The organism is Pseudomonas sp. CAN1 (assembly GCF_030462585.1).
In the GTDB taxonomy this organism is placed as follows: domain Bacteria; phylum Pseudomonadota; class Gammaproteobacteria; order Pseudomonadales; family Pseudomonadaceae; genus Pseudomonas.
Genome location: NZ_JASMRU010000007.1, coordinates 72805 through 89561, shown reverse-complemented (window position 1 = coordinate 89561; position 16757 = coordinate 72805). Strand labels below are relative to the sequence as shown.

Genomic DNA, 16757 nt, shown 5'->3' with positions numbered 1-16757 from the left:
CGCTCACGCCACCACCCGGTTACGCCCGGCCGCCTTGGCCTTGTAGAGGTTGGCGTCGGCTGCGTCGATCAGCGCCTGGAGGTCGCCCGCCGGCGTATCCGAGGTGCTGGCCACGCCGATGCTGAGGGTCACCACGCCGCGTTCGCCCTTGGCGTGGGGCAGAGCGGTTTCCTCCACGTCGCGGCGGATCGACTCGGCAATCCGCACGGCCGTTGCTGTGTCGCAGCCGGGGAGGATCACCACGAACTCCTCGCCGCCGTAGCGCGCTGCGCCATCCTCTTCGCGGCGGCAGCCCTGGCGCACCAGGTGCGCGACACTGATCAGCGCCAGGTCGCCGCGGGGGTGGCCGTAGTGGTCGTTGTAGGCCTTGAACTGGTCGATATCCATCATCAGCACCGCCAGGTGGCCGTCGCCTGTGCGGCGGCGCTGCCACTCGCGCTGCGCCTTGTCGTCAAACCAGCGGCGGTTGTGCAGGCCGGTCAGCGGGTCGGTGTCGGCCTGGGCACGCAAACGGTGTTCCTTGGCGTCGCGCTTGAGCAGGTGCCGGGTCAGGCGGTAGGCGAAGAAGATGGTCGCGGCGTTGATCGCCAGCAGCAGGCCGGCGGTGATCCAGGTGCGCCCGGTCCAGGTGTGGAAGATCGCCTCGCGGCACAGTTCCACCGAAACCACCGCCGGGTAGTCACCGATGCGCCGGTAGCCGCGCCAGTGGGCGCTGGCGCCGCTGATGTCCTCGTCGATGGCTTCGTGACGGCCGGAAGTGATGAAGGTACGGAAACTGTCGATCTCGTCCGGATGCATGTGCTTCGGCGCCGGTGGCCATTGGGCCAGGGTGGTGCCGTCGAGCAGGCGGATGGCGACCACGCCGCGCTCGCCCAGGTCGAGGTCGCGGACGAAGGCGTCCAGGTGGTGCAGGTCCTTGATCGCCGCGGCCACGCCCTGGAACTGGCCGTGCTTGTCGATGATCGCGCGGCTGAGCGCCATGCTTGGCCCCGAGCCGGGATAGGACGGCAGGAACGGGTGGCTGAGGGAGAGGCGCCCCGGATGGTCGCGCTGGGCGGTGAAATACTCGCGGGCGGACAGGTCGCGGCGGGTTTCGCCAGCATGGTTGAGGTCCACCAGCAGCTGGCCGTTCGCGTCGGTCACCACCAGGGTGCCGGACTGCTGGGCGCCTGCCGCGTGGCCCTGCACCAGCTCCTGCAGTACCTGCTGGGTCATGGCCGGGGTGCTGGGGCCGGTGATGACGTTGGCGAGGGTCTGCAGGGTCTGCGCGTGGACGTCGAGGTCGCGGTGGAATTCGCGCTCCACCAGCAGCAGGGTATTGGTGCCGCTGGCGCGGGCGTACATCAGCGCATCCTGCTTCATCTGCAGCATGTGCCAGCCGGCGAGCAGGGTGGCGAGCACGGCCAGTAGAAAGGTCAAGCAGAAGACATGCAGGGGTTTGAACACGATGCCCACCTCGCGGGGCTGCGATTTCGTTCAGGTACCTGAATTGTCCCCGCTGGCGCTGTGCCTTCAATCGAAGTTCGCCGCTCCCTTGCCTTGGGTCAGGCTGACGGAAGATTCTTTTGGGGGCGGCGTGGGGCAACCTTTTCCGGGTTTTTCCGCGAAGGGAACCCGAACGCGGCAAACGCAGCCAAATGCCGAGAAATCACGCATCATTGAGCGCTTTTCCCATTGAGCCCTTTTCCAGCCTTGGAGCCGTCCATGCCCAGCCAGTCGTTCCTCCTGCGCAGCCTGCTGTTGTCGCTCGGCCTGCTGGCCGCCGCCGATGCCAGCGCGGCCGACCAGGACCAACTGCTCGAAGCCATCAACGCCTACCGCGGCGACGTGCAGTCCTGTGGCGGCCAGGCTTCCCAGGTGCTGCCGCCGCTGTCGCCGGACCCGCGCCTGGCACTGCCGGCTTCGGCCGGCGAATGGAAGACGGCGCTGAACCAGACCGGCTACCCCATGAGCAGTGTGCGCATGCTCAGCCTCACCGGCCCGCGCGATGTGACCGCCGCCATGAAGGCGCTGCAGGAAAGCTTCTGCCAGGTGCTGCTCGACCCGCAGTTCGTCGACGTCGGCATCATCCGCGAGGGTGATGACTGGCGTGTCCTGCTCGGCCGTCCGCTGCTGCAGGGCAAGCTGGGCACCTGGGAGGCCGAAGGGCAGCAACTGTTGCAGGCGATCAACAGTGCGCGCGGCAAGGCGCGTCAATGCGGCGGGCAGGCTTTCGGCCCGGCTGGCGCTTTGAGCTGGAACGCGACGCTGGGCGGCACCGCCGAAGCCCACAGCCGTGACATGGCCAACAACAACTACTTCGACCACAAGGGCCGCGACGGCAGCACGCCGGGCGACCGCGCGGAACTGGACGGCTACGCCGGCCAACGCATCGGCGAGAACATCGCCGCGGGGCAGGGCAACGCGCAGAAGGTGGTGGACAGCTGGCTGGCCAGTCCCGGCCATTGCGCCAACCTGATGAACCCGCAGTACAGCGAACTGGGCGCAGCCTACGCCGCGGACCCGAAGAGCGACGCAGGCATCTACTGGACGGCGATGTTCGGTTCGCCCTGAGCCGTCAGCGACCGCTGCTGACGGCGTTCTGCTCGCTGGCGCCGCGCTTGACCTTGGCCGCGAGAATGGCCGACTCGATCGCCGCCAGCGTGCCCGAGGCCGCCGGTAGCTCGAACACCGCGCTCTCGGCGAGGGTAGAGACGCGCTCGCCGTTGGCCAGGGTGAACTCGACGAACGCCAGGTGCTCCGACCAGGAGCGATAGCGCCGCACCATGAACAGGCTGTGGCGGCTGTGCACCGAGCGGATCTTCTCCAGCGCGATCTGCCGATGGCTCTGCTTGCCGCACAGCACCAGTTCGCCCTTGTCGATGAAGGCCGGCTCGGCCCGTGCGACCCGCAGCCACTCCACGGCAAAGCGCCCGCCGAGCAGCAGCAGGAACAGCGGCAGGGCGGAGAATGGGCGGACCACGCCGGTGAACATCTTGAGCAGCGTGAAGACGGCGATCGCCAGCAGGATCAGCAGGGTCACGGCGCGATAGAAATGGACGTTGTCGAACTCGGTCTGCGGCAAGAACCGGACATCCATGTAGTTTTCTCCTGGGGCGACTGCGAAACGTCCTTCAGCCAGACTTTTTAGCAGACTGTGCGGCACTTGCCATGCGAGGCAGGTCGCATCGTCGATCGCTGCGGCAAAAGAAAAACCGGCGCCTGGGCGCCGGTTCTTCATTCACTGCGCGGGAAGTGGAGAAACTCCCCGCCTGGACCTGCCACTCAGTGCGGCTGGTTCAGGGTCAGGCGCATGTGACGGTTCACATCCTTGTACAGCAGGTAGCGGAAGCGACCCGGGCCACCGGAGTAGCAGGCCTGCGGGCAGAAGGCACGCAGCCACATGAAGTCGCCGGCTTCCACCTCGACCCAGTCCTGGTTCAGGCGGTATACCGCCTTGCCTTCCAGCACATACAGGCCGTGTTCCATCACGTGGGTCTCGGCGAACGGAATCACGCCGCCCGGCTCGAAGTTCACGATGTTCACGTGCATGTCGTGGCGCATGTCGGCCATGTCGACGAAGCGGGTGGTGCTCCAGCGGCCCTCGGTATCCGGCATCACGCGCGGCTCGATGTCCTGCTCGTTGGTGACGAAGGCTTCGGGCAGCGGTACGCCGTCGACTTTCTGGTAGTGCTTGCGGATCCAGTGGAAGCGGGTGTGCTGGCCGCTGGTGTTGCGCACCTTGTAGTCGGCGCCCGGCGGAATGAACGCATAACCGCCCGGCTGCATCTTGTGCACTTCACCCTGCAGGGTCAGGGTCAGCTCGCCCTCGACGATGAACAGCACCGCTTCGGCGTTGATGTCCTGCTCGGGCTTGTCGCTGCCGCCCTGGGGCGCCAGTTCGACGATGTACTGCGCGAAGGTCTCGGCGAAGCCCGACAGCGGGCGGGCGATGACCCACATGCGCATGTTGTCCCAGAAGGGCAGGTGGCTGGTGACGATGTCACGCATCACGCCCTTGGGGATCACGGCATAGGCTTCGGTGAACATGGCGCGGTCGGTGAGCAGCTCGGTCTGTGCCGGGTGCCCGCCGTGCGGCGCGTAATAGCTGGATTTGGCCATGGGGTAGTTCCTCATTGTTGTCTTGCTGCCCGGCGCGTGCGGCGCCGTGGTGAGCAATTCGTGCAGAGCGGCGCGCTGTGGGTGCGCTGGCCGTCGCTGGAAACCACGATATCCAGCGGCGTGTTCATGCACAAATTAAATGTTGGAATCCGCTGTATTCGAATTTCGAATGTGGCGGTGGCGTTGCTCAGCCTTTCGTATCCTGCGCCAGAACCCGTGACAGCACCCGCGCCAGCTCCTTCACCATCGGATCGACTGCCGGGCGGTGCAGCATCGCTACCTCGAACACGTCCACCGAGGGTAGCCCGATATTCTTCGCCAGCACGGCATGCCCGGCCGTTACCGCACGCTGCGGCAGCAGGCCGATGCCCATGCCATCGGCGATGGCCGACTGGATGCCGGACAGGCTCGAACTGGTGAAACTGATGTGCCAGCGCCGGCCGATGGACTCCAGCGCGGCGATCATCTCGTCGCGGTAAACCCCACGCGGCGGGAAGGTAACGATGGGCAGCGGGTCCAGCTCGATGCAGGCGTTCTTCGCGCTGTCCACCCAGCGCGTCTTCTCCGGCCAGCAGGCCACCGCCTCGCGGGCGTTCTGCCGTTGCTTGAGCAACACCAGGTCCAGCTCGCCGCGGTCGTAGCTGGCCGACAGGTCGCGGCTCAGCCCGCTGGTGACCTCCAGCTTCACCTGGGGATAAGCGCGGTTGAACGCCGCCAACTGCTCGGTGGTGCGCCCGGTTGCGAAGTCGTCCGGCACGCCGATGCGCACCGTTAGCGCCACGGTGGCGCCGGACAGCGCCTCGACCATCTCGTCATTCAACGCCAGCAGCCGCCGCGCGTAGCCCAGCAGCGTCTCGCCGGCGTCGGTCGGCAGCACATCACGATTGCCGCGCTCCAGCAGGCGATGCCCGGCCATCTCCTCCAGCCGGCGAATCTTCTGGCTGACGGTGGACTGCGTCGAATGCAGGCGCGTGGCGGCGGTGGTGAAACTGCCGCAGTCGGCCACCGTGACGATGGCGCGCAGCAGGTCGAGGTCGAAGAGGCGGGTATTCGATTTGTCACTGTCGCTCATGGTGGTATCGGGAATCTGAATGCAGATGGGGCTTTCTAACAGCTGGAGTGCGATGGAGCAAATGGGTGCCTTCCATCCGGGCCCATCTGTAGGAGCGAGCTTGCTCGCGAACCGAGTTTCCGGCTGCTCTGGTGCTGGGCGTTGCGCGAGCAAGCTCGCTCTTACGAAATCGCAGCGGCGGATTCCCGGCCCTCAGCCAATTTTCCTGCCGCGATCTAGACTCCAGAAGCTGACCATATCCGGGGGACCCACACGGAGAGCGTCATCATGAAACGTCTACCGCTGTCCCTGCCGGTGCTGGCTGCCGTCGCCGCGTTGTCCGGCTGCATGAACAATGAAGAGTTCCTCGCCTCCAACCAGCAGGCCGCCATCAACGCCACCGAATCGCGGGCAAAGTTCGAGCTCAATTGCGAGGCGGTCACCAGCAGTGTGCTGTCGAGCAAGGTCACCAGCGTGCGCCGCGCGATGGAACGTACCGAGTACACCATCGGCGTGCGCGGCTGTAACAAGCAGGCGACCTACATCACCTACTGCCTCAACCCGACTACCTGCAATGCGATAGCCGATACGGCGCGGACCAGTTCGCCGTAAGCCATCTCGGTATGGGGAGTTTGTGGTTCATCCGGGTTCCCCTCGATCTTTCCTGTAGCAGGCCATGCCTGCGGCCTGCATGTTCGCGAGCCAGGGGAGGGTTCGCTCCGACGACCCTTGCGACGGAGCGAACGGCGCTTTTACTCCTCCGGCAGCTCGCGGCCATGGCGCTTACCCAGAGCCGTTACGTAGTCCACTTCATTGCAGAGTTCGTAACCGGCCATGAAGGCCGTGGTGTCGATCTGCGTGCCTTTTTGTTGGGCCTGGTTGTAGGTCGCCTCGTCGTAGGCGGGGAGTTTGTTGTGGCTGAGGAATTCGTTGATCAGCGCCACGCGCTGGGCGTCGCCTTCGTCGTAGCCGCCGTCATAGAACAGCCGGTCGATGCAGGTGACGGCGCCCTGGTAGCGGGATTGCGCTTCATTGAGTTCCACGGCGTGGGCGCTGCCGGTCAGGGCCAGGCCTAGGGCGAGCAGGGTGGTGCGCAGGTACATGGGCAGACTCCGTTCTACAGGTTGGGGTTGGCGGCGTTCATCCAGCGCCGCGTCTGGTGCAACAACGTCGGATTCAGCAACGAAAGCGCCCCGCACCAAGGCGAGGTTTTTCGTTCATCGAGGGTGGTTTCGGGGCGGTAGTGCGAGAAGTGATCAGCGTGCAGCTGCTGCCTGAACAGGCGTGTGCGTGAAGCCGCTGGATGGCTGATGCCATGGAAATCCGTCCCTGAAATCCCGCTGGTTCGGGCGGGATTCTGCCTGGGGATATGGCAAGCGGCTACTACGCAATCCACAAATCTTTCAGCGGGCCGGGCCTGCTGCTCAATCCAGCCAGCTGTGCCAGGCCAGGCGGATGGCACCGTCCTGCAGGGGCAGCAGGGTCAGGTTCGGTGTCTGGCGCAGGTCGGTGACCAGCTGGCTCCAGGCGGCGGAGTCGTCGCTGGCTTCGCGGCGCAGGGTGATGCCGAGGTTCTTCAGGGTGGTCGGGTCTGCCAGCAGGGCATTCACGCGGGCGGACAGCTGATTGTAGGTTGCGGCGTGCATGGGAGGCCTCCGGTTCGGGGTGGATGGAAAGTACTGTATGTAAATACAGTATTTCTTGTAAAGGCCTGGGTGATCGTCGGTAGGCGGGTTTCTGCAGGACGTGAAACCGAGAGGCTCTGGGACGGTGCTTCGCATGATGGGCGGCGTTTGCTCAGGGGCGCAGCCCTTGGGAGCCGTAGGTTTGCGGGTTGGTCTGTCGCTATCGTTCTTTAAATGGAACGCTAGAAGCTATTTTTGCCGTCTGGTGCGCCAAGGGTGTCGAATTTAATCTTTGTTCCATGCAGTGACGCACTGCAGTCGAGTCCAAAACCTTCCGGCCCAGCCGGCACCCACTGAAAGCAAATCGAGGATTTCACCATGACCAACGCCACCTACAACCGCCTGGACAAAGACGACGCTGCCGTACTGTTGGTCGATCACCAGGCCGGTCTGCTCTCGCTGGTCCGCGACATCGACCCGGACAAGTTCAAGAACAACGTGCTGGCCCTGGGTGACCTGGCGAAGTTCTTCAACCTGCCGACCATCCTCACCACCAGCTTCGAAACCGGCCCCAACGGCCCGCTGGTTCCCGAGCTGAAAGCACAGTTCCCGGATGCGCCGTACATCGCCCGTCCCGGCCAGATCAACGCCTGGGACAACGAAGACTTCGTGAAAGCGGTGAAGGCCACCGGTAAGAAGCAGCTGATCATCGCTGGCGTGGTGACCGAAGTCTGCGTGGCATTTCCGGCGCTGTCGGCGCTGGCGGAAGGTTTCGATGTGTTCGTGGTGGCGGATGCGTCCGGCACCTTCAACGAGATGACCCGTGATGCCGCCTGGCGCCGGATGGAAGCGGCCGGTGCGCAGCTGATGACCTGGTTCGGCGTGGCCTGTGAGCTGCACCGTGACTGGCGCAACGATATTGAAGGCCTGGCGGCGCTGTGCTCGAACCACATTCCGGATTACCGGAATCTGATGACCAGCTACAACGCGTTTGCGGCTGGTAAGTAACAGCGCGCTGTAATGAAAACCGGAGCCTCCCGCGAGGCTCCGGTTTTTTGTGCTTGTCGTAGGAGCGAGCTTGCTCGCGAACCGCCTGGCACGGAATCCCCCGTAGGAGCGGACCTTGTCCGCGAAATCCCTCGCGGCGAACTTCGTTCTCACCTGGGCATGCTGTGATGTGGCGCCCTTTTTCAGGAGCGGGGATGCTTCTCGTTGGGTGTTTCAGCGCCGCTTCGGCGTACGCGGGGGCTTCTGGTTTCGCCCCCTTGGGCGAGTCCCTTTTGGCAAACGTCGGATAGCCGCCCTCCCAAAAGGAACCAAAAGGTCTTGCCCCGGACATCCGGTTTTTCGCTTAGGCGAAAAATTCCCTCGTTGAATTGAAGTTTCAGGGGCACGAACTAGGCGTCCCCCCACGAAGGGCCATCCCAGGCCCATCGCGGCTCTCGCGACATCCATGTCGCTCAACCCCTGAAACTCCAATTCAACGAGGCCTCCTGAACGGGGCACTTCGGAGTGTGCGGGTGTTTCTCTGGAAGTCTTTAAGAGCCAAAGCCAAAGCCAAAGCCAAAGCCAGAACCAGGGCCAAAGCCAGGGCCAAAGCCAGGGCAGGAATGGTTTGGGTGTCAGGCTCTTCGTAGGAGCGAGCTTGCTCGCGAACCGCTTGGCACCGCTGTCTCCCTGTAGGAGCGGACCTTGTCCGCGATCGAATTTTCCATCCCCAACGAAATCACGGCGAAGCACAAACGTAGGATGGCGTGGAGCGCAGCGATACCCATCGATTCCTGCTCATCGACATCACGGGTATCGCAACTCCTCGAAACGCCGCGCCATTCGACGCCAACTTTCACCGGAGACGCGGCAGGATGCAGTTCGCGAGCAAGCTCGCTCCTACGGTGCAGGCGCGAATCTTTGGCAGGCGCAGGGATAGCCACGGCCCGCCGCGAGGGATTTCGCGGACAAGGTCCGCTCCTACGAAAAGCCGTCCCATCTCACGCAACACCATCCAGCGCCACGCCATGTCGCCCGTGCTCTGGCTCTGGCTGTTGCCTTTGATGTCTTCCAGAAAAACATCCACACGCGCCGAAGTGCCCCTTTCAGGAGGCCGAAGGTGATCGGAGTTTCAGGGGGAGAGCGGCATGGATGCCGCGGAAGCCGCGACTGGCCAGGGATGGCCCTTCGCGGCGGCCCCCTGAAACTCCGAGGAACCGAGGGTACTTTTCGCGAAGCGAAAAGCCGGATGGCAGGGGCGAGACCTTTTGGTTCCTTTTGGGGCGTTTGCCAAAAGGGACTCGCCCGAGGGGGCGAAACAAGAAGCCCGCGCGCACGCCGAAGCGGCGCATAAACACCCAATCCGAAGCAACAAACCAACAACAGCGCCGGCCTTGCGTGCGGATCGTGGACAAAGTCCGCTCCCACGCGAACACCCGCGCGTCGGAGCGAGAGCAGAGCGATGGGTATCGCTCCGCTCCACACCATCCTACGTCGTGCTCTCCGGCCTGATATTCAGCTCGGGCCAGAGCTGGAAGGGCACCCAGGTCACGCCTTGCCATTTCAATACCGATAACGTCTGCGTCGCCGCCCGCAGCGTTTCCCGGCGTGGCTCGCCACTGCCCGCGCGGTGTTGGTCGCGCAACGTCGGAATCACATGCTGCGACAACCATTGCCGCACGCTGCGATTCTCCGGATGGAAGTAGTAGATCAGCGCGGCATAGGTCCCCGATTCGCTGATCAGCAGCTCATCGATGTAATCGCCGCTGCCGTCCTGCATCCAGGCGTGGCGCACCTGGTCGTCGTCGAGGTTGCGCTCCACGCGCTCGATCAGCCGCGGCGAGCCGATCAGCCGGCCCAGGTCATGGGCGCAGAACCAGCATTGGTCTTCCAAAAGCACGGCGCGCAGCAGGCGCTTGTGGCGGATGAATTCGGTGGGGATCAGGACCTCTTCAGACATGGCGCACCTCCGGGAAGGAGGCAGAAGAGGGCGGGTACAGCGAAGCGCCTTCGGGGCGAAGGCTGGGGGTGAAAGGCATATCCATTTCCTCAATGGGTACACCGCTGCTTTCGGGAGCAGTATTGCCGCTATGTGAAGCGTTTCTTAGGCGCTGGCTGAAAACTATGGGTGAGACAGAGCACGGTCAACCGTAGGGCGCATAACTGCGAAGCAGTTATCCGCCGATTTCCTTGGCGCCGCGCTTTAGCTCAGGCGTGTGGTGCATCTCAAGCACAACGGCGGATAACGCTTCGCGTTATTCGCCCTACAAAAGCGTGTGTTCCGGCACACGCATATGACCGTGCCGTCTGGCTCACCGCCGCTCCGCCGCCCTCACATCCAATGACACATCCCCGGCCCAATCTTCGGTGTAAATGCCCTCGGCAACCGCCCGGCGAAAGGTGGAATACGGCCAATCCCTCACCGCTGTCACCCATCCGTGTTTCACCGGATTGATGTGGATGTAGTCGAAGTGCCGCTGGAAGTCCGTTTCATCACGGATCAGATGTTCCCAATAACGCGGCTGCCAGATGCCGCGCTGGCTACGCATCTGTTGCTCGATGCTCCGCGGCTCGCCATGGGGAATGCGCCGCGCGAAACCAGATTTGATGACCTTCCAGCGCGTGGCGAAATCGGCGTCGCCCGGCGGCAGCGTCCACAGGCAGTGCATATGTTCGGGCAACACGACCCAGGCATCGATGTGGAAAGGATGGTTGCGCTTGGTCTGGGCGATGACGCGTCGCAGCAGATTGATTTCCTGGGTGAGGAGGCTGGAGCGGCGGTCACGTAGCGTGACCGTGAAGAAGTAGGTGCCACCCCGCACCCAGGCGCGTCGGTAGTTCGACATGAGGCCCCTCCGAGCTCGGTTGGAGTCTGGAGGGTAACTTGGAGAATCGGCGGATAACGCGGGGCGTTATTCGGCCTACACAAATTTCAGCTACGACGTAGGAGGTGGGGCCAGATAGATGTTCGGGTTACTCGCTATTTGGTGTGGTTGCTTAAATTTGGCTCTTCGAAAGTCGAGAACGGATTGCATTGGCTGCGCTATTTATCTGAAAGCCTCGAATTTGGAAAAGAGAAAATGCCATAAATATCACTGAAATTACGGCGAGAGATATTTTTTGTGTTTTTAACTCGGAAGTTTGTGTGTTCTTTGTTGTGTCGCTAGTAAATACTGAGCAGAGAGTAACTATGTTTTCGGACGAGAAATTTTTGGCTTCCGGTAGTTTTAGTATTAGCTCCGTATTTTTACAGTCTTCTTTTCCTATGTGCCTTCCCGTTAGGGTGAGCTTGAAGTTGTCGGAGGCTAAGTAAAATCCTTTGCTCACTATGTTTCCATCTGAGAAGTAAGCTAGCCAATATTTAGAGTTACTTCCATATGCGGAAAGTACAGAAAGTGCAGTGATTGTTATTAGCCCGATCAGAGTGATGATCTGATGCTTTAAATGAGATCCGTACTCGATTTTTATATCTTCAAAATTATTGTACCGAATATGTTTTTTTGCTAGAACGACCAGGCGTATAGGAAGTGAGTGGAGTCTTACCCAGCGTCTGAATTTCTTTGTTTCCTCAATAGTATTGGCCTGTATATTGAACTCTGCTCGGAAATGCTCGATTTCTCTCAGCTCTTGTCGGAGTTTTTCTAGCTCAGGGTCATAGAATTCTTTCTTTCCCCCAAATATTCCCCAAAATCTATCCTTAATAAAATGCAGAGAGCCCGTGCGTTGTGAGAAATATAGGAGCGCCATGATGATTATTATTATGTTTGCTGCTGAAATTATGCTGCCGAAATCGCTAGTGACTAGTGATAGTGGTTCTATCGTGCTCTGAGAAGAGGATGTGCTCAAGTCTTGTTACCTTTATAAAGAAAAGCCCCGCACTAGGCGGGGCTTTTCGTCTTTCTTTATCACTGCCCCAAAAATCCATTTCGGTCTACAGCGTTTCTAATGGTCTTGACTTGCGGTGGTGCTACTACTTCCGTCAGTCCCAGCTCAGCGCGCCGCCGGTCTGGTACTCGATCACGCGGGTCTCGAAGAAGTTCTTCTCTTTCTTCAAGTCCATGATTTCGCTCATCCACGGGAACGGGTTGCTGGTGCCCGGGTATTCCTCTTTGAGGCCGATCTGGGTCAGGCGGCGGTTGGCGATGAACTTGAGGTAGTCCTCCATCATCGCGGCGTTCATGCCCAGTACGCCACGCGGCATGGTGTCGCGAGCGTATTCGATCTCCAGCTGGGTGCCCTGGAGGATCATCTGGGTGGCCTCGTCCTTCATCTGGGCATCCCACAGGTGCGGGTTTTCGATCTTGATCTGGTTGATCACGTCGATGCCGAAGTTCAGGTGCATGGATTCGTCGCGCAGGATGTACTGGAACTGCTCGGCGGTGCCGGTCATCTTGTTGCGGCGGCCCATGGAGAGAATCTGGGTGAAGCCGCAGTAGAAGAAGATGCCTTCCAGGACGCAGTAGTAGGCGATCAGGTTGCGCAGGAACTGGCGGTCGGTCTCAGGCGTTCCGGTTTCGAACTTCGGATCGGAGATCGAGCGGGTGTACTTGAGGCCCCAGGACGCCTTCTTAGCGACGCTCGGGATCTCGTGGTACATGTTGAAGATTTCGCCCTCGTCCATGCCCAGCGACTCGATGCAGTACTGGTAGGCGTGGGTGTGGATCGCTTCTTCGAAGGCCTGGCGCAGGATGTACTGGCGGCACTCGGGGTTGGTGATCAGGCGGTAGACGGCCAGTACCAGGTTGTTGGCGACCAGGGAGTCGGCGGTGGAGAAGAAGCCGAGGTTGCGCATGACGATGCGGCGCTCGTCTTCGCTGAGGCCGTCCTTGCTCTTCCACAGGGCAATGTCGGCGTTCATGTTCACTTCCTGGGGCATCCAGTGGTTGGCGCAACCATCCAGATACTTCTGCCAGGCCCAGTCGTACTTGAAGGGTACGAGCTGGTTGAGGTCGGCGCGGGCGTTGATCATCTGCTTGTCGCCGACTTGTACGCGGGCGGCGGAGCCTTCGAGATCGTCCAGGCCTTCCTGGATGTCCAGGGCGTCGAGGGCCTGCTTGGCGCGGGCGACGGCGTCGGAGTCGTCGGCGGATACGGCGCGCGCTTCTTCGACGGAGCCGGCGGCGTCGGCGTCGAGTTTGTCAGCGTTCTGCGCAGCGGCCTGGGCGACGGCCGGGGCGGCCTTGGCTTCGGTGGCGTCTTCTTTGTCGAATTCGTCCCAGCTCAGCATGGGTCCTCTCCTGTTCTGGATGGCCGTTCTAGGGCGGCCTGATGTCTGGTGGCGTGTGGTGCACGCTAAGAGCTTGTGCTTCTTCCGTCCTGCGCGGTGCGCGGCGGAGGAGGCTGTTGTTCGGTGGGGAGAAGGGGCCCTGAAGAGCCCCTCACCCTAGCCCTCTCCCTGAGGGAGAGGGGACTTCGAAGCTGCGGAGTTCTGGCGGTGCCTCGGAGCGAGGCCGCGCTAGGCGCCTGGTAGGTCGGAGCCCCTGAGCGTACGACTGTACGTGATGGGGGCCGACCTGCCGGGCAACGACGCGCGGACCGTTCCGAGGACCGCTTACCTCCTTACTGGCAGGCTTCGCAGTCTGGATTGTCGATGGAGCAGGCTTGCGGGACCGGAGCCGGCTGCGGTTCGGCAGCGGCGGCCTGCAGGCCTTCGTTGCCACCAGCGGACACGGCGTTGAGCTTGCCGGTGTTGATGGTGGACTTCTCGGTGCTGGTCGCGGCCAGGGCACGGAGGTAGTAGGTGGTCTTCAGACCACGGAACCAGGCCATGCGGTAGGTCACGTCGAGCTTCTTGCCCGAGGCGCCGGCGATGTAGAGGTTCAGCGACTGGGCCTGGTCGATCCACTTCTGGCGGCGGCTGGCGGCGTCGACGATCCACTTGGTCTCGACTTCGAAGGCGGTGGCGTACAGGTCTTTCAGGTCTTGCGGGATGCGCTCGATCTGCTGCACGGAGCCGTCGTAGTACTTCAGGTCGTTGACCATGACCGGGTCCCACAGGCCGCGCACTTTCAGGTCGCGAACCAGGTAGGGGTTGATCACGGTGAACTCGCCGGAGAGGTTCGATTTCACGTACAGGTTCTGGTAGGTCGGCTCGATGGACTGCGATACGCCGGTGATGTTGGCGATGGTCGCGGTCGGCGCGATGGCCATGATGTTCGAGTTACGAATGCCTTTCTGTACGCGAGCACGTACCGGAGCCCAGTCGAGGGATTCGGTCAGGTCGACGTCGATGTACTTCTGGCCACGGGCTTCGATGAGGATCTGCTGGGAGTCCAGCGGCAGGATGCCCTTGGACCACAGGGAGCCGTCGAAGGTCTCGTAGGCGCCACGCTCGTCGGCCAGGTCACAGGAAGCCTGGATGGCGAAGTAGCTCACCGCTTCCATGGACTGGTCGGCGAACTCGATGGCGGCGTCGGAACCGTAGGCGATGTGCTGCAGGTACAGAGCGTCCTGGAAGCCCATGATGCCGAGGCCTACCGGGCGGTGCTTGAGGTTCGAGTTGCGAGCCTGCGGGACCGAGTAGTAGTTGATGTCGATAACGTTATCGAGCATGCGCACGGCGGTCTTCACGGTCTTCTCGAGCTTGGCGGTGTCCAGCTTGCCGTCGACGATGTGGTTGACCAGGTTGATCGAGCCCAGGTTGCAGACGGCGATCTCGTCCTTGTTGGTGTTCAGGGTGATCTCGGTGCACAGGTTCGAGCTGTGCACTACGCCCACGTGCTGCTGCGGGCTGCGCAGGTTGCACGGGTCCTTGAAGGTCAGCCACGGGTGGCCGGTCTCGAAGAGCATGGAGAGCATCTTGCGCCACAGGTCTTTGGCCTGGACGACCTTGAACACCTTGATCTTGTTGTACTCGGTCAGGGCTTCGTAATACTCGTAGCGCTCTTCGAAGGCCTTGCCGGTCAGATCGTGCAGGTCCGGTACTTCGGACGGGGAGAACAGGGTCCACTTGCCGTCGTCGAAGACGCGCTTCATGAACAGGTCCGGAATCCAGTTCGCGGTGTTCATGTCGTGGGTGCGGCGGCGGTCGTCACCGGTGTTCTTGCGCAGTTCGAGGAATTCCTCGATGTCCAGGTGCCAGGTTTCCAGGTAGGCGCAGACGGCGCCCTTGCGCTTGCCACCCTGGTTGACGGCGACGGCGGTGTCGTTCACCACTTTGAGGAACGGAACCACGCCCTGGGACTTGCCGTTGGTGCCCTTGATGTAGGAGCCCAGCGCGCGGACCGGAGTCCAGTCGTTGCCCAGGCCGCCTGCGAATTTGGACAGCATGGCGTTGTCGTGGATGGCGTTGTAGATGCCCGACAGGTCGTCCGGAACGGTGGTCAGGTAGCAGCTGGAGAGCTGCGGACGCAGGGTGCCGGCGTTGAACAGGGTCGGGGTCGACGACATGTAGTCGAACGAGGAGAGCAGGTTGTAGAACTCGATGGCGCGAGCTTCACGGTCCTTCTCTTCGATGGCCAGGCCCATGGCCACGCGCATGAAGAAGACCTGCGGCAGTTCGAAACGGATGCCGTCCTTGTGGATGAAGTAGCGGTCGTACAGGGTCTGCAGGCCGAGGTAGGTGAACTGCTGGTCGCGCTCGTGGTTGATCGCGGCGCCCAGTTTGGCCAGGTCGTAGCCCTTGAGCTTGCTGTCGATCAGCTCGAACTCGGAGCCTTTCTCTACATAGGCAACCAGGGCCTGTGCGTAGAGGTCAGCCATCTCGTGGTGAGTGGCGCTCTCGGCGACGCCGAGGAAGCCCAGGGCTTCGGCGCGCAGGGTGTCCATCAGCAGGCGGGCGGTGACGTAGGAGTAGTTCGGCTCGCGCTCGACCAGGGTACGGGCGGTCATCACCAGGGCGGTGTTGACGTCCTTCTCGGCCACGCCGTCGTACAGGTTCTTCAGGGTTTCGCGTTCGATCAGGGCGCCATCGACTTCGGCCAGGCCTTCGCAGGCTTCGCGGATGATGGTCTGCAGGCGGCCCATGTCCAGCGGCTGGGTGCTGCCGTCGGCCTTGGTGATGCGAATGCTCGGGTGCGGCTGGGCGATGTCGCTGGCGACGCCTGCGGTCTTGCGCTCGTTGGCACGGGCTTCGCGGTAGATCACGTAGTCGCGGGCGACTTTCTGCTCGCCGGCGCGCATCAGGGACAGTTCGACCTGGTCCTGGATTTCTTCGATGTGGATGGTGCCACCGGAGGGCATGCGGCGCTTGAAGGTCGCGGTGACCTGTTCGGTCAGGCGGCGCACGGTCTCATGGATGCGCGACGAGGCGGCGGCGGTGCCGCCTTCCACGGCGAGGAACGCCTTGGTGATGGCTACGGTGATCTTGTCATCGGTGTAGGGAACTACAGTGCCGTTGCGCTTGATCACGCGCAGCTGGCCGGGCGCGGTGGCAGCCAGATCCTGAGCGGATTCGGCGGCCTGCGGCGCGTTGGCCTGCGGGTTCTCGCGAGTGGTGTCGACTTGCATGGGTGGTGTTCTCCACGTTCTCGTAATGGGTGTGTTGCTGACGCCAGTGGCGCCGCTCTCAAAAGCAAGGAGTCAAATAAAGAGCAAAAAGAGCAGTCGCCCGCGATTGCAGCCGCGGGCTGGAATTCTTCTGGAACAGGGGGAATGACCCGAAGCGCCTCCCTGGCCCGACTCGGGTGCCGGCTTTACGGGCCGGGACCACAATACCTAGTGGTGTTGAACGTTACGTTGCAACACCCGTACCGCATTTCCATCGACATGAATCGCTCCTTGCGGGCAGGGCCGCCTGGCACATCAGTACGTCTGGAATACGTTGTGGTGGAACCGGAGGAGCCGTGGAACGGGCTCGGGATTTCGACTTTCTTCTTGTGTCCGGTTCATCGCTGCAACCCCAAGATGTAGGGGTATACCGCAACGGGGATACAAGATAATGCGCTATGGGGGTGTTTGCAAGGCGGGAGACGGGGGAAAAGCTGTGGATAAAATGTGCATGGAATGTGGGTGAAGCGGGGTAACTCGCGCTATCCCTGATGCTGCCTGCCTTT

The 16757-nt window shown here is 62.0% G+C and carries 14 protein-coding genes; 3 read left to right on the top strand and 11 right to left on the bottom strand.

The features are described from left to right. Positions 1-3: 3 nt before the first annotated feature. A complete protein-coding gene (locus tag QO207_RS12350; RefSeq protein WP_301532690.1) occupies positions 4-1446 on the bottom strand; it encodes a diguanylate cyclase in 1443 nt (480 codons plus the stop codon). A 258-nt stretch (positions 1447-1704) separates the two neighbouring features. Here QO207_RS12350 and QO207_RS12345 point away from each other — a divergent pair, with 258 nt between their 5' ends. Further along, positions 1705-2553 carry a CAP domain-containing protein gene (locus QO207_RS12345; protein ID WP_301532689.1) on the top strand — a complete coding sequence of 283 codons (849 nt, stop codon included), beginning with the start codon at positions 1705-1707 and terminating at the stop codon, positions 2551-2553. A 4-nt stretch (positions 2554-2557) separates the two neighbouring features. On the opposite strand, the gene QO207_RS12340 is transcribed toward QO207_RS12345, so the two are convergent. The 3 genes from QO207_RS12340 to QO207_RS12330 all read right to left on the bottom strand — a co-directional run bounded on the left by QO207_RS12340 (position 2558) and on the right by QO207_RS12330 (position 5173). Further along, positions 2558-3079, bottom strand: a complete 522-nt coding sequence (locus QO207_RS12340) for a hypothetical protein (protein ID WP_301532688.1) — start codon at positions 3077-3079, stop codon at positions 2558-2560. A gap of 185 nt (positions 3080-3264) precedes the next feature. Further along, positions 3265-4101, bottom strand: coding sequence for a bifunctional allantoicase/(S)-ureidoglycine aminohydrolase (locus QO207_RS12335; RefSeq protein ID WP_301532687.1), 837 nt, complete (start codon positions 4099-4101; stop codon positions 3265-3267). Positions 4102-4288: 187 nt separating this feature from the next. Further along, positions 4289-5173, bottom strand: a complete 885-nt coding sequence (locus QO207_RS12330; protein ID WP_301532686.1) for a LysR family transcriptional regulator — start codon at positions 5171-5173, stop codon at positions 4289-4291. Between the two features lie 267 nt (positions 5174-5440). Between QO207_RS12330 and QO207_RS12325 the strand changes: the two genes are divergently transcribed. Next, positions 5441-5764 (top strand): hypothetical protein, encoded by a 324-nt coding sequence (locus QO207_RS12325; RefSeq protein ID WP_301532685.1) that lies wholly within the window; start codon positions 5441-5443, stop codon positions 5762-5764. 140 nt (positions 5765-5904) lie between these two features. On the opposite strand, the gene QO207_RS12320 is transcribed toward QO207_RS12325, so the two are convergent. Both QO207_RS12320 and QO207_RS12315 read right to left on the bottom strand, forming a co-directional pair. Beyond that, positions 5905-6255 carry a hypothetical protein gene (locus tag QO207_RS12320; protein ID WP_301532684.1) on the bottom strand — a complete coding sequence of 117 codons (351 nt, stop codon included), beginning with the start codon at positions 6253-6255 and terminating at the stop codon, positions 5905-5907. Positions 6256-6576: 321 nt separating this feature from the next. Next, positions 6577-6798: a DUF1654 domain-containing protein gene (locus QO207_RS12315; RefSeq protein WP_301532683.1), complete on the bottom strand. Its 222-nt coding sequence runs from the start codon at positions 6796-6798 to the stop codon at positions 6577-6579. Positions 6799-7155: 357 nt separating this feature from the next. Here QO207_RS12315 and ycaC point away from each other — a divergent pair, with 357 nt between their 5' ends. Beyond that, positions 7156-7785: an isochorismate family cysteine hydrolase YcaC gene (ycaC, locus tag QO207_RS12310; RefSeq protein ID WP_301532682.1), complete on the top strand. Its 630-nt coding sequence runs from the start codon at positions 7156-7158 to the stop codon at positions 7783-7785. A gap of 1468 nt (positions 7786-9253) precedes the next feature. Here ycaC and QO207_RS12305 read toward each other — a convergent pair. The 5 genes from QO207_RS12305 to QO207_RS12285 all read right to left on the bottom strand — a co-directional run bounded on the left by QO207_RS12305 (position 9254) and on the right by QO207_RS12285 (position 16212). Then, positions 9254-9724: a phage antirepressor gene (locus QO207_RS12305; RefSeq protein WP_301532681.1), complete on the bottom strand. Its 471-nt coding sequence runs from the start codon at positions 9722-9724 to the stop codon at positions 9254-9256. 352 nt (positions 9725-10076) lie between these two features. Continuing rightward, complete coding sequence (locus QO207_RS12300) at positions 10077-10610, bottom strand: transposase (RefSeq protein ID WP_301532680.1); 534 nt, start codon at positions 10608-10610, stop codon at positions 10077-10079. A gap of 151 nt (positions 10611-10761) precedes the next feature. Continuing rightward, the gene (locus QO207_RS12295) at positions 10762-11610 is read right to left on the bottom strand and encodes a DUF6216 family protein (protein ID WP_301532679.1); all 849 of its coding nucleotides are present in this window, start codon (positions 11608-11610) and stop codon (positions 10762-10764) included. A gap of 133 nt (positions 11611-11743) precedes the next feature. Further along, a complete protein-coding gene (locus tag QO207_RS12290; RefSeq protein WP_081518061.1) occupies positions 11744-12991 on the bottom strand; it encodes a ribonucleotide-diphosphate reductase subunit beta in 1248 nt (415 codons plus the stop codon). Positions 12992-13323: 332 nt separating this feature from the next. After that, positions 13324-16212 (bottom strand): ribonucleoside-diphosphate reductase subunit alpha, encoded by a 2889-nt coding sequence (locus QO207_RS12285; RefSeq protein ID WP_301532678.1) that lies wholly within the window; start codon positions 16210-16212, stop codon positions 13324-13326. Positions 16213-16757 lie beyond the last annotated feature (545 nt).

Excerpts from the sequence above, each read along its gene's own strand:
- QO207_RS12345 (WP_301532689.1), top strand. The coding sequence starts at position 1,705 with ATGCCCAGCCAGTCGTTCCTCCTGCGCAGCCTGCTGTTGTCGCTCGGC.
- QO207_RS12340 (WP_301532688.1), bottom strand. The coding sequence starts at position 3,079 with ATGGATGTCCGGTTCTTGCCGCAGACCGAGTTCGACAACGTCCATTTC.
- QO207_RS12335 (WP_301532687.1), bottom strand. The coding sequence starts at position 4,101 with ATGGCCAAATCCAGCTATTACGCGCCGCACGGCGGGCACCCGGCACAG.
- QO207_RS12330 (WP_301532686.1), bottom strand. The coding sequence starts at position 5,173 with ATGAGCGACAGTGACAAATCGAATACCCGCCTCTTCGACCTCGACCTG.
- QO207_RS12325 (WP_301532685.1), top strand. The coding sequence starts at position 5,441 with ATGAAACGTCTACCGCTGTCCCTGCCGGTGCTGGCTGCCGTCGCCGCG.
- QO207_RS12320 (WP_301532684.1), bottom strand. The coding sequence starts at position 6,255 with ATGTACCTGCGCACCACCCTGCTCGCCCTAGGCCTGGCCCTGACCGGC.
- QO207_RS12315 (WP_301532683.1), bottom strand. The coding sequence starts at position 6,798 with ATGCACGCCGCAACCTACAATCAGCTGTCCGCCCGCGTGAATGCCCTG.
- ycaC (WP_301532682.1), top strand. The coding sequence starts at position 7,156 with ATGACCAACGCCACCTACAACCGCCTGGACAAAGACGACGCTGCCGTA.
- QO207_RS12305 (WP_301532681.1), bottom strand. The coding sequence starts at position 9,724 with ATGTCTGAAGAGGTCCTGATCCCCACCGAATTCATCCGCCACAAGCGC.
- QO207_RS12300 (WP_301532680.1), bottom strand. The coding sequence starts at position 10,610 with ATGTCGAACTACCGACGCGCCTGGGTGCGGGGTGGCACCTACTTCTTC.
- QO207_RS12290 (WP_081518061.1), bottom strand. The coding sequence starts at position 12,991 with ATGCTGAGCTGGGACGAATTCGACAAAGAAGACGCCACCGAAGCCAAG.
- QO207_RS12285 (WP_301532678.1), bottom strand. The coding sequence starts at position 16,212 with ATGCAAGTCGACACCACTCGCGAGAACCCGCAGGCCAACGCGCCGCAG.